This is a genomic window from Kineococcus auxinigenes, assembly GCF_050871525.1.
Lineage (GTDB): Bacteria > Actinomycetota > Actinomycetes > Actinomycetales > Kineococcaceae > Kineococcus.
Map to the genome: position 1 here is coordinate 1 of NZ_JBKBCT010000033.1, position 12,870 is coordinate 12,870.

General features: G+C 71.2%; 8 protein-coding genes. 6 read left to right on the top strand and 2 right to left on the bottom strand.

Features of this window, described 5'->3' with window-relative positions; all coding sequences use genetic code 11:
* Positions 1-164: 164 nt before the first annotated feature.
* Positions 165-1,271, bottom strand: coding sequence for a LacI family DNA-binding transcriptional regulator (locus ACRYR9_RS10840; RefSeq protein WP_432495634.1), 1,107 nt, complete (start codon positions 1,269-1,271; stop codon positions 165-167).
* Positions 1,272-1,656: 385 nt separating this feature from the next.
* Here ACRYR9_RS10840 and chvE point away from each other — a divergent pair, with 385 nt between their 5' ends.
* The 5 genes from chvE (at position 1,657) to uvrB (ending at position 9,127) form a co-directional block, all read left to right on the top strand.
* Positions 1,657-2,796 carry a multiple monosaccharide ABC transporter substrate-binding protein gene (chvE, locus tag ACRYR9_RS10845; protein WP_432495699.1) on the top strand — a complete coding sequence of 380 codons (1,140 nt, stop codon included), beginning with the start codon at positions 1,657-1,659 and terminating at the stop codon, positions 2,794-2,796.
* Between the two features lie 130 nt (positions 2,797-2,926).
* On the top strand, positions 2,927-4,513 hold the full coding sequence (mmsA, locus tag ACRYR9_RS10850; RefSeq protein WP_432495636.1) for a multiple monosaccharide ABC transporter ATP-binding protein: 1,587 nt from the start codon (positions 2,927-2,929) through the stop codon (positions 4,511-4,513).
* Positions 4,514-4,611: 98 nt separating this feature from the next.
* Entirely contained in the window at positions 4,612-5,760 is a 1,149-nt protein-coding gene (gene mmsB / locus ACRYR9_RS10855; protein WP_432495702.1) for a multiple monosaccharide ABC transporter permease, read from the top strand.
* Between the two features lie 200 nt (positions 5,761-5,960).
* Positions 5,961-6,911 (top strand): dephospho-CoA kinase, encoded by a 951-nt coding sequence (gene coaE / locus ACRYR9_RS10860; RefSeq protein ID WP_432540189.1) that lies wholly within the window; start codon positions 5,961-5,963, stop codon positions 6,909-6,911.
* An 89-nt stretch (positions 6,912-7,000) separates the two neighbouring features.
* A complete protein-coding gene (gene uvrB / locus ACRYR9_RS10865) occupies positions 7,001-9,127 on the top strand; it encodes an excinuclease ABC subunit UvrB (RefSeq protein WP_432495641.1) in 2,127 nt (708 codons plus the stop codon).
* A 56-nt stretch (positions 9,128-9,183) separates the two neighbouring features.
* Here the strand turns inward: uvrB and ACRYR9_RS10870 are convergent, their stop codons facing one another.
* Complete coding sequence (locus ACRYR9_RS10870; protein ID WP_432495705.1) at positions 9,184-9,711, bottom strand: MarR family winged helix-turn-helix transcriptional regulator; 528 nt, start codon at positions 9,709-9,711, stop codon at positions 9,184-9,186.
* 226 nt (positions 9,712-9,937) lie between these two features.
* On the opposite strand from ACRYR9_RS10870, the gene uvrA reads away from it, so the two are divergent.
* On the top strand, positions 9,938-12,850 hold the full coding sequence (gene uvrA, locus ACRYR9_RS10875; protein WP_432495708.1) for an excinuclease ABC subunit UvrA: 2,913 nt from the start codon (positions 9,938-9,940) through the stop codon (positions 12,848-12,850).
* Positions 12,851-12,870: the final 20 nt, after the last annotated feature.

Below are 12,870 nucleotides of genomic sequence, written 5' to 3' on the forward strand. Positions count from 1 at the left end.
CGGCCCCGCCCGGCCCCGCGCCCCCCCCCCCCCCCCCCCCCCCCCCCCCCCCCCACACCCACCCCCGCGCGGGGGGCGCCCCCCCCCCGCCCGGGGGGGGGGCCCCCGGGGGGCCGACCCGACGCACCCCGGGACGTGTGCGCCCGGGGTGCGTCGGCGCAGGTTCAGCGAGCGCCGGCCGTGGGGGAGGGGGGCACCGGTTCGCGCTCCCCACGCACCTGCCCGGGCGTGTCCCCGGTCGCCGGCGGCGGGCCCGTGCTGGCCCGCACGACCAGCGCGGGGTGCAGCGGTCCCGGCTCGACCACCCGGCGGGCCAACCGGCCCAGCAGCACCCGCACGCACCGCCGGCCGATCTCCGTGAAGTCCTGGTGCACCGTCGTCAGCGGCGGGTTGAGGTAGGCCGCCTCCGGCACGTCGTCGAACCCCGCGACGCTCACGTCCCCCGGCACCGACAACCCGCTCTCCGAGACCGCCCGCACCACCCCGACGGCCATGTGGTCGTTGCCGCAGAACACCGCGGTGGCACCTGCGGCCAGCACCTCGCGACCCGCTCGGTAGCCCGAGGCCGCCGTCCAGTCCCCGCGCACCGGCCGCGGGACCACCCGCATCGCCTCCACCAGCGCAGTGCGCCACCCGGTCGACCGGGCCCGGGACTCGGCCCAGTCCACCGGGCCGCCCACGTGGTGCACGGTGCGGTGACCCAGCTCCAGCAGGTGCTCGGTCACCCGGCGCGCCGCCGCCACCTCGCCCCAGTACGCGTCCGGCACACCCGCACCGTCCAGCCCGGGCGCCAGCACGCACGGGAACGTCGCGCTCGCCGCCGCGACGGCCGCCTGGGAGGCGTCCTCGGGCACCACGGCGATGGCGCCGTCGACCGACTGCCCGCGCAGCTCCTGGAACGCCTCCTCGACCGTCGCGGGCAGCAGGTCGCTGACCATGACGACCGTGACGGAGTACCCCGCGGCCCGAGCGGCCTCCTGCACCCCGACCAGGGTCAGCGCGGGCCCGTAGAGGGAGGTGCTGGCCGCCACCACGCCGATGCGGTGCGAGCGCCGGGTCACCAGTGCCCGCGCGGCCGCGTTCGGCTGGTACCCCAGTTCCGCGATGGCCTGCTCGACGCGCTCCCGGGTCCGCCGGGCCACCGAGCCGGAGCCGCGCACGACCCGCGAGACGGTCTGCTGCGACACGCCCGCGAGCTCGGCGACGTCCGCCAGCACCGGTGTGCGCGGGCCCTCTGCCGGCATCGGCGCCGGGTCGGGAGGAGGACTCATCTGCGTTTCCTGCCTGTGGCCGTGCGGGGCACGGGGGAGCGGGGGGACGGGGGTCGGCCCGGGACGTCCACGTCCACGTGCGGAGCTCGGGAGCGCCCGCCGGCCGGGCGGGCGCGTCGTCCGGAGCCGACAGGGTAGCCCAGCCGCGACCGTGTGCGCCCGGCCCGGACCCGCTGTGCGCCGGCGTTGCTCCTGATGGGGGAACGGCTTGACGGCCCAGACTGCTAACGTTAACAATGTTCGACGTCCAACCGCTTGCTGCTGTTGAACGGGACGAGGAAGCCCGGTCGAGCAGGCGGTCACCACGCCAGCAGCTGGCACCCAGATCAACGTCGCGAACCACCCGTGTTCCGACGCTCACGAGGTACAGAGGAGTTCCGCCGTGATCACTCGTCGCTACCTGGCCGCCTTCGCCGCCGGCCTGGCCCTGACCGTCTCCGCCTGCGGCGGCGAGGGCGCCGGCTCCGGAACTTCCGGGTCCGACGGCGCCGCCGAGGGTGACGTCACCGTCGGCGTCTCGATGCCGACCCAGACGTCCGAGCGGTGGATCGCCGACGGCAACAACGTCGAGGCCGGCCTGAAGGAGGCCGGTTACGAGGTCGAGCTGCAGTACGCCAACGACGACATCCCCACCCAGTCGCAGCAGATCGACCAGATGATCACCCAGGGGGTCGACCTGCTGATCGTGGCCGCTATCGACGGCACCGCGCTCAGCAGCCAGCTCGCCGCCGCGAAGGCGGCCGGCATCGAGGTCATCTCCTACGACCGCCTCATCCGCGGCAGCGGCGACGTGGACTTCTACGTCTCCTTCGACAACTACAACGTCGGTGTGCAGCAGGGCACCTCGCTGCTGACCGGGCTGGGCCTGCTCAACGAGGACGGTTCCCCGGGCACCGCCACCGGCCCCTTCAACGTCGAGCTGTTCGCCGGCTCCCTGGACGACAACAACGCCCAGTTCTTCTGGAACGGCGCGATGGACACCATCCAGCCGTTCATCGACTCCGGCCAGGTCGTCGTCAAGTCCGGCCAGACCACGATCGACCAGGCCGCGATCCTGCGCTGGCAGCAGGAGACCGCGCAGCGGCGCATGGAGGACCTGCTGACCTCCGCCTACAACGACGGCAGCAAGGTCGACGGCGTGCTGTCGCCCTACGACGGCATCTCCCGCGGCATCATCACCGCGCTGCAGAACGCCGGCTACGGCAGCGCCGACAAGCCCATGCCGATCATCACCGGCCAGGACGCCGAGATCGCCTCCGTCAAGCTCATCGTCGACGGGGTGCAGTACTCCACCATCTTCAAGGACACCCGCCTGCTGGCCGAGCAGGCCGTGACCGCCGCCGAGGCCATGCTCGACGGCGAGGAGCCCGAGGCGAACGACACCACCACGTACGACAACGGCGTGAAGGTCGTCCCGGCGTACCTGCTGGAGTCCCAGATCGTGACGGCGGACAACATCGTCGAGACCCTCGTGGACACCGAGTACTACAGCCAGGCCGAGGTCGACACCGGCCAGGCCAGCTGAACCTCCGCCAGTTCACGGCTCGTCCCCGTCGCGTCCCGCGGCGGGGACGAGCCGTGCGGACCACACCCCCACACCACAGCGGGCGCGACCGTGCCCGCACGGTTCCCCGAGCGAGGACGACGGCGCGCCGATGACCGAGAACATCCTGGAAATGCGTTCCATCACCAAGACCTTCCCCGGCGTGAAGGCGCTGTCCGGCGTCTCCCTGTCGGTGCGGCGCGGTGAGGTGCACGCCATCTGCGGCGAGAACGGCGCGGGCAAGTCCACCCTGATGAAGGTCCTGTCGGGTGTCTACCCGCACGGCACCTACGAGGGTGAGATCTTCTTCGACGGCCAGGTGTCGCGGTTCGGCGGCATCTCGGACAGCGAGAAGGTCGGCATCGCCATCATCCACCAGGAGCTGGCGCTGGTGCCCTACCTGTCCATCACCGAGAACCTCTTCCTGGGCAACGAGGTCAAGGGGCGCAGCGGCCTCATCGACTGGCACCGCGCCAACGGCGAGGCGTCCCGGCTCCTGGCGCGCGTCGGCCTCGACGAGAACCCCACCACGCCCATCGGCCAGCTCGGCGTCGGCAAGCAGCAGCTCGTCGAGATCGCCAAGGCGCTGAGCAAGGACGTCAAGCTGCTCATCCTCGACGAGCCGACGGCGGCGCTGAACGACAACGACTCCGAGCACCTGCTGGGCCTGCTGCGGCAGCTGCGCAACGAGGGCATGACCAGCATCATGATCTCGCACAAGCTCAACGAGATCGAGTCGATCTCCGACGCGGTGACCATCATCCGCGACGGGCAGACGATCGAAACGCTCGACATGCGCGCCGACGCCGTCACCGAGGACCGCATCATCCGTGGCATGGTCGGCCGCGACCTGGACAGCCGGTACCCCGAGCGCGAGTCCCACCCCGGCGAGGAGGTGTTCCGCATCGAGGGCTGGACCGTCGGGCACGCCACCCAGGACCGGCACGTCGTCGACGGTGCCGACCTGTCCGTTCGGGCCGGCGAGGTCATCGGCATCGCGGGTCTCATGGGCGCCGGTCGCACGGAACTGGCGATGAGCGTCTTCGGCCGCTCCTACGGTCGCTACCTCGGCGGGCGGCTGTACATGCACGGCAAGCCGATCCAGGCGCGCACGGTGCGCGAGGCCATCAAGCACGGCATCGCCTACGCCACCGAGGACCGCAAGAAGTACGGCCTGAACCTCATCGACGACATCAAGCGGAACATCTCCGCCGCAGCGCTGGGCAAGCTCGCCACCGGCGGTTTCGTGAACTCCCACGAGGAGATCCGCGTCGCCGAGGACAGCAAGCGCAGCATGAACATCAAGGCCCCCACCGTCATGGCGCTGACCGGCAAGCTCTCCGGGGGGAACCAGCAGAAGGTCGTGCTGTCGAAGTGGATCTACTCCGACCCGGAGGTCCTGATCCTCGACGAGCCGACCCGCGGCATCGACGTCGGCGCCAAGTACGAGATCTACACGATCATCAACCGCCTCGTGGCGGCCGGCAAGGCGGTCATCGTGATCTCCTCCGAGCTGCCCGAGCTGCTGGGCATCTGCGACCGCATCTACACCCTCTCCGCGGGCCGCATCACCGGGCAGCTGCCCGCGAGCGAGGCGACGCAGGAGAGCCTCATGAGCCTCATGACCAAGGACAAGACGCCGGCGCGGGCCGGCGCGCACACCCCTTCCACCGACGACGACCAGGAGCACTCCGCATGAGCGGTACCGGCGATCTCCTCAAGAAGGGCACGGCTCCGGGGAGCCTGCCCGGCAAACCCCCCGCGCCGCGCACCGGCTCTGCGAACCCGTTCCGCGCGATGACGAGCAACCTGCGCGAGAGCGGCATCTACATCGCGTTCGTCGTCGTGGTGCTCCTGTTCGGCTTCCTCACCGACTGGCTGTCGCTGAGCCCGGGCAACATCACCAACATCGTCCTGCAGTACTCCTACGTGCTGGTCCTGGCGATCGGCATGGTCATCGTCATCGTCGCCGGGCACATCGACCTCTCGGTCGGCTCGGTGGTGGCGCTGACCGGGGCCGTTTCGGCGCAGCTCGTCATCGGCTCGAGCCAGCCGTGGTGGGTCGGCGTGCTCGCCGCCCTCGCCGTGGGTCTCGCCATCGGTGCCTGGCAGGGCTTCTGGGTCGCCTTCGTCGGCATCCCCGCCTTCATCGTGACCCTGGCCGGCATGCTGCTGTTCCGCGGCCTGACGTACTACGTCCTGGACAACGTGTCGCTGTCGCCGTTCCCGGGGGAGTACAACGGGATCGCCACGGGCTTCATCCCCGCCCTGATGGGCGGCTACGGCTACGACGCGTTCACCCTGTTCATCGGTGCGCTGGCGGTGGCGGGGTACGCCGTCAGCCAGGTCCGCAACCGGATGGCCCGGGTGCGCTACCAGCAGACCGTCGAGTCGATGGCGCTGTTCGTGCTGAAGATCGTCGCCGTCGCGGCCGTGGTCATGGCCTTTGCGTGGCAGCTGGCGAACAGCCGCGGCATGCCGATCGTCCTGATCATCCTCGCGGTGCTGATCCTGACGTACTCGCTCGTCATGAAGTCCTCGGTCTTCGGCCGTCAGGTGTACGCCATCGGCGGCAACCTCGCCGCGGCGCAGCTGTCCGGCGTGAACGTCCGGAGGGTCAACTTCTGGATCTTCGTCAACATGGGCTTCCTGGCCGCGGTGGCGGGTGTCATCTTCTCCTCGCGCTCCAACGGTGCGCAGCCGGGTGCCGGCAACAGCTTCGAGCTGGACGCCATCGCCGCCGCCTTCATCGGCGGTGCAGCGGTCACCGGCGGCGTGGGCAAGGTCACCGGCGCCATGATCGGTGGCCTCCTCGTCGGCGTCATCTCCAACGGCATGCAGCTGCTGGGCGTGGACCAGTCCCTCCAGCAGGTCATCAAGGGCCTGGTGCTGCTGCTGGCGGTGGCCTTCGACGTCTACAACAAGCGACGTGGTGGGGTGCGCTGACGCGCTGATCCCTGCGTGAGCGAGGGCCCGACCGGAGCACTCCGGTCGGGCCCTCGCTCGTCGTGCTCCGCCGCTCGGAAGCCGCAACGCCACCCTGTTGCGACGTAAGTATCGCTTATCACGGGTAACGGACTAGAAGACCAAGTTTCCACAAGCATCGACCCCGAAAGGACACCGGTAGCGTTCAGCTCGTGCTGAGGGTGGGTCTGACAGGGGGCATCGGAGCGGGCAAGTCGACCGTGGCTCGGTGCTTCGCCGCGCTGGGTGCCGTGGTCGTCGATGCCGATGTCCTCGCCCGGGAGGTCGTGGCCCCGGGCACAGCGGGGTGGCACGCGGTCGTGGAGCGCTTCGGTCCTGGTGTCCTGACCCCGGACGGTGAGCTGGACCGTCCGGCGCTGGGACGACTCGTGTTCACCGATCCCGCCGCGCGGCGAGACCTGAACGCCGTGGTCCACCCGCTCGTGGCCGCCCGTCGTGAGGAGCTGGTCGCCGCGGCCCCGGTCGACGCGGTGGTGGTGGAGGACGTGCCGCTGCTGGTCGAGACGGGGATGGCGCCGCGGTTCCCGCTGGTGGTGGTCGTGCACGCCGACGTGACCGAGCGTGTGCGCCGCCTGGTCGAGGACCGCGGGATGTCGGAGGGGGACGCCCGCGCACGGGTGGGGGCCCAGGCCGGTGACGACGAGCGCCTGGCCGCCGCTGACGTCGTCCTGGACAACCCGCGACGCGCTGCGGGATCGCCGGACCCCCTGCCGGCCGCGGTGGAGGACCTGTGGCGCGACCGGCTCGTGCCCTTCGAGCGCAACCTGCGGGAGCGCCGGGTCGCGGCACCCCGTCCGCGCGGGGGAATCCGTGCGCAGCAGCAGCGGGTGGCGCGGCTGGTCGCCCGCGTGGCTCACGCCGCCGGCGTGGGCGACCGGGCTGTCGAGCCCGTGGACGCGGCAGTCCTGCGCGGAGCGCCCGTGGAGGACGTCGTGGAGCTGCAGCTGACGGTGCCGTCGACAGCGGACGTCGCACGCCTCGAGGAGGTGCTGGCCGCTGCCGGTTTCCCCCGGGTGGTGGGGGAGGGGGACGGTGCCCTGCACGGCTCGGCCGATCCTGGCAGCCCGGCCCGCCTGCACGTGCGGGTCGCGGGGTCGCCGGACCGGCGCTGAGCCTCGGCCGGCGGCGACGGGGTGGCGGGTGCCGTTCGCCCTGGGCGGGACCGGGCGCCGGTGTCGGAGGTGCGACCTACAGTTGCCCCATGCGGCCCACGACAGACATCCAGCGACGGGTGGCCCCCTTCGAGGTGGTCTCCGACTTCGCTCCGTCGGGCGACCAGCCGGCGGCCATCGCCGAGCTGGCGCGCCGCGTGCGGGGCGGGGAGAAGGACGTGGTGCTGCTGGGGGCGACCGGCACCGGCAAGTCGGCGACCACCGCGTGGCTCATCGAGCAGGTGCAGCGCCCCACGCTGGTGATGGCGCCGAACAAGACGCTGGCGGCGCAGCTGGCCAACGAGTTCCGCGAGCTGCTGCCGAACAACGCGGTGGAGTACTTCGTCTCGTACTACGACTACTACCAGCCCGAGGCGTACGTGCCGCAGTCGGACACGTACATCGAGAAGGACTCCTCGATCAACGACGAGGTGGAGCGGTTGCGGCACTCGGCGACGAACTCGCTGCTGACGCGCCGCGACGTCGTGGTGGTCGCCACCGTGTCGTGCATCTACGGGCTGGGCACGCCGCAGGAGTACGTGGACCGCATGGTCACGCTGCGGGTGGGCGAGAGCATGGACCGCGACGACCTGCTGCGGAGGTTCGTGGGCATGCAGTACACCCGCAACGACATGGCGTTCACCCGCGGGACGTTCCGCGTGCGGGGGGACACCGTGGAGATCATCCCGCAGTACGAGGAGCACGCCCTGCGGGTGGAGTTCTTCGGCGACGAGATCGACAAGCTGTACACGCTGAACCCGCTGACGGGGGAGGTGCTGCGCGAGGAGGAGATGGTGCACGTCTTCCCCGCGTCGCACTACGTCGCGGGGCCGGAGCGCCTGGAGCGGGCGATCGGCACGATCGAGGCGGAGCTGACGGAGCGGCTGGCGGAGCTGGAGCAGCAGGGCAAGCTGCTGGAGGCTCAGCGGCTGCGGATGCGCACGACGTACGACATCGAGATGCTGCGTCAGGTCGGCACGTGCTCGGGGGTGGAGAACTACTCCCGTCACATGGACGGCCGGGAGCCGGGGTCGGCGTCGAACACGCTGCTGGACTACTTCCCCGAGGACTTCCTGCTCGTGATCGACGAGTCGCACGTGACGGTCCCGCAGATCGGGGCGATGTACGAGGGGGACGCCTCGCGCAAGCGCACGCTGGTGGACTTCGGCTTCCGCCTGCCCAGCGCGATGGACAACCGCCCGCTGCGCTGGGAGGAGTTCCTGGAGCGGGTGGGGCAGACGGTGTACCTGTCGGCGACGCCCGGCCCGTACGAGCTGTCCCGCGGCGACGGGGTGGTGGAGCAGATCATCCGGCCGACGGGGCTGGTGGACCCGCAGGTGGTGGTCAAGCCCACCAAGGGGCAGATCGACGACCTGCTGCACGAGGTGCGGGCGCGGGCTGCGCGCGACGAGCGGGTCCTGGTGACGACCCTGACGAAGAAGATGGCCGAGGACCTCACCGACTACCTGCTGGACCAGGGCGTGCGGGTGCGGTACCTGCACTCCGACATCGACACGCTGCGGCGGGTGGAGCTGCTGCGGGAGCTGCGCCAGGGCGAGTACGACGTGCTGGTGGGGATCAACCTGCTGCGCGAGGGGCTGGACCTGCCGGAGGTGTCGCTGGTGGCGATCCTGGACGCCGACAAGGAGGGGTTCCTGCGGTCGGCGACGTCGCTGATCCAGACGATCGGCCGCGCGGCGCGCAACGTCTCCGGTCAGGTCCACATGTACGCCGACACGATCACCCCGTCGATGGCGAAGGCGATCGAGGAGACGAACCGCCGGCGCGAGAAGCAGGTCGCGTACAACCGCGAGCGCGGGGTGGATCCGATGCCGCTGCGCAAGCGCATCGCCGACATCACCGACCTCATCGCCCGCGAGGACGCCGACACCTCCGCGCTGCTGGCGGCGCAGGGGGGCAGCGGCCGGTCGCAGTCGCGGGGCAAGGCCCCGGTGCCGGCCCGGGGGGCCAAGGGGGCGTCGGTGGGTCGCGAGGTGGGCCCGGAGCCGCGCGGGTCGATGCCGCAGGCGGACCTGGCCGACCTCATCCAGCAGCTGAGCGAGCAGATGCGTTCGGCGGCCGCGGAGCTGCAGTTCGAGCTGGCGGCGCGGTTGCGCGACGAGATCGGTGACCTGAAGAAGGAGCTGCGGGGGATGCGGGCGGCGCAGGGCGCCTGAGGTCCTGGGCGGCTGGGCGTCTCGCCGGGGGGCGTCTCGCCGGGGGGCGTGGCGCCTCAGTCGCCCAGCGGCGCCACGAGCGGCACGGGGGACACGCTGCCCGTGGCGGTCAGGTGCTGCAGGAGGGTCTCGCTGATGCGGCGCAGCTGCAGCTGCTGCTCGGCGTCGAGCTGGTCGAAGAGCACCTCGCGCACGGTCTCGACGTGCCCGGGAGCGGCGGCCTCGAGGGCTTGCAGGCCCTGTTCGGTCAGGACGGCGTTGAAGCCGCGCCCGTCGGTGGCGCAGGCTTCGCGCCGGATCCAGCCGCGCTCCTCCATGCGTGCGACGGCGTGCGAGACGCGGCTGCGCGAGGACAGCGAGGAGTCGGCGAGTTCGCTCATGCGCAGCGAGCGCCCGGGGGCCTCGGACAGGCGCACGAGCATCTCGTAGTAGGTGTGGACCACGCCGGAGTCGTGCTGCAGCTGGCGGTCGACCCGGTCCATGAGCAGCTGGACGGCGGCGAGGAAGCCGCGCCAGGTGCGCTGCTCGTCGGGGTCCAGCCAGCGGGGGGCGGTCGTGGTGGGGTGGGTGTCGCCGGGGGCCATGCGCCCCAGGGTAGTCGTCACCTTCAACTACCGTCGTCCGTCGACAGGATGATCCCGGTCGGGCTGCCGGAGCAGGTGTGCTGAGCCGGGTGGTCGGCGGGCGGTGTCGGAGGCGGCGCCTAGGGTTGGTGCCGTGGCTTCTCGCACTCCTTCCAGCGGCTCTGCCCGCGCCAGCAGCACCCCCCGCCGCGCCACCCGTGCCGCGGCGGGCACCGCCACCCGGCCGGTGGCCACGGCCGCCGTCAGCTCCGACCGCCTGGTGGTGCGCGGGGCGCGCGAGCACAACCTGAAGAACGTGTCGGTGGACCTGCCGCGCGACAGCCTGGTGGTCTTCACGGGGCTGTCGGGGTCGGGGAAGTCGTCCCTGGCGTTCGACACGATCTTCGCGGAGGGGCAGCGGCGGTACGTGGAGTCGCTGTCGGCGTACGCGCGCCAGTTCCTGGGGCAGATGGACAAGCCCGACGTGGACTTCATCGAGGGGCTGTCGCCGGCGGTCTCGATCGACCAGAAGTCGACCTCGCGCAACCCGCGCTCGACGGTGGGGACGATCACGGAGGTGTACGACTACCTGCGTCTGCTGTTCGCGCGGGCGGGGCGCCCGCACTGCCCGGTGTGCGGGGAGCCGGTGGGGCGGCAGACGCCGCAGCAGATCGTGGACCAGCTGCTGGAGCTGGAGGCGGGCACGCGCTTCCAGGTGCTGGCGCCGGTGGTGCGCGACCGCAAGGGGGAGTACGCGGACCTCTTCCGGGAGCTGCAGTCGAAGGGCTTCGCGCGGGCCCGGGTGGACGGTGAGGTCGTCGGGCTGGACAGCCCGCCCACGCTGCAGAAGAAGCTCAAGCACACCATCGAGGTCGTGGTCGACCGCCTGGTGGTCAAGGACGGTGTGAAGCGGCGCCTGACGGACTCGGTGGAGACGGCCCTGGTGCTCTCGGGCGGTCTGCTGGTGGCGGACCTGGTGGACGTGGAGGGGCCGGAGGGCGAGCGCCGCTTCTCGGAGAAGATGGCGTGCCCGAACGAGCACCCGCTGGACGTGGACGAGATCGAGCCGCGCTCGTTCTCCTTCAACGCGCCGTTCGGGGCGTGCCCGGAGTGCACGGGCATCGGGACGCAGCTGGAGGTGGACCCGGACCTGGTGGTGCCGGACGAGGACCTCACGCTGGCCGAGGGGGCGATCGCGCCGTGGGCGAGCGCGTCGGCGGACTACTTCCAGCGCCTGATGACGGCGCTGGCGGACGACCTGTCCTTCTCGATGGACACGCCGTGGCGTGCTCTGCCGAAGCGGGCCAAGGACGCCCTGCTGCAGGGCAAGGACCACGAGGTGCAGGTGCGCTACCGCAACCGGTGGGGGCGTGAGCGTCAGTACTCCACGGGCTTCGAGGGCGTGATCCCGTTCGTCAAGCGTCGGCACGGTGAGACGGAGTCGGACTGGAGCAAGGAGCGCTACGAGGGGTACATGCGGCAGACGCCGTGCCCGGTGTGCCGGGGGGCGCGGCTGAAGCCGTCGATCCTGGCGGTGAAGGTGGGGGGGATGTCGATCGCGGACGTGTGCGCCCTGCCGATCGACGAGTGCGCGAGGTTCCTGGACGCGGTGGAGCTGACGGCGCGGGAGAAGAAGATCGCCGCTCAGGTCGTCAAGGAGATCCAGGCGCGGCTGGGGTTCCTGCTGGACGTGGGGCTGGACTACCTGTCGCTGGACCGGCCGGCGGGGACGCTGTCGGGTGGTGAGGCGCAGCGCATCCGGCTGGCCACGCAGATCGGGTCGGGTCTGGTGGGGGTGCTGTACGTGCTGGACGAGCCGAGCATCGGGTTGCACCAGCGCGACAACCGGCGCCTGATCGACACGCTGACGCGTCTGCGGGACCTGGGCAACACGCTGATCGTCGTGGAGCACGACGAGGACACGGTGCGGGTGGCGGACTGGGTGGTGGACTTCGGCCCGGGTGCCGGTGAGCGCGGCGGTCAGGTGGTGCACTCCGGGGACGTGGAGGGGCTGCTGGCCAACCCGGAGTCGCTGACGGGGCAGTACCTGTCCGGTGCGCGCAGCATCGAGGTGCCCGCGCAGCGGCGCCCGGTGGACCCGGCGCGGTCGCTGGTGGTGAGCGGTGCCCGTGAGCACAACCTGAAGGACGTCACGGTGGAGTTCCCGCTGGGGTGCCTGGTGGCGGTGACGGGTGTGTCGGGGTCGGGCAAGTCGACGCTGGTCAACGACATCCTGTACACGGTGCTGGCGAACAAGCTCAACGGTGCGCGGCGGGTGCCGGGCAGGCACAAGTCGGTGCAGGGTCTGGAGCACCTGGACAAGGTCGTGCACGTGGACCAGAGCCCGATCGGTCGCACCCCGCGCTCGAACCCGGCGACGTACACGGGGGTGTTCGACCACATCCGCAAGCTGTTCGCGTCGTCGCCGGAGGCGAAGCTGCGGGGGTACCAGCCGGGGCGGTTCTCGTTCAACGTCAAGGGTGGGCGGTGCGAGGCGTGCTCGGGTGACGGCACGTTGAAGATCGAGATGAACTTCCTGCCGGACGTTTACGTGCCGTGCGAGGTGTGCCACGGGGCGCGGTACAACCGCGAGACGCTGGAGGTGCACTTCAAGGGCAAGACGATCGCCGAGGTGCTGGACATGCCGATCGAGGAGGCGAAGGACTTCTTCTCCGCGGTGCCGGCGATCTCGCGGTACATGGGCACGCTGACGGAGGTGGGGTTGGGGTACGTGCGGCTGGGGCAGCCGGCGACGACCCTGTCCGGTGGTGAGGCGCAGCGGGTGAAGCTGGCGGCGGAGCTGCAGCGGCGCTCGAACGGTCGCACGATCTACGTGCTGGACGAGCCGACCACGGGGTTGCACTTCGAGGATATCCGCAAGCTGCTGGGCGTGGTGCAGGGGCTGGTGGACAAGGGCAACAGCGTCCTGGTCATCGAGCACAACCTGGACGTCATCAAGAGCGCGGACTGGCTGGTGGACATGGGTCCGGAGGGTGGCGGTGGTGGTGGGGCGGTCGTGGCCACCGGTACCCCGGAGCAGGTCGCGGCCGATCCGGCCAGCCACACGGGGCGGTTCCTGGCCGAGCTGCTGGGCACGGCGCAGGTCCCGCCGCGGCGTCGGCCGGCGGCGCGGCGCAAGGTGCCGGCGCAGGTGGGCTGAGCGCTCCCGCGCCCGTCGGG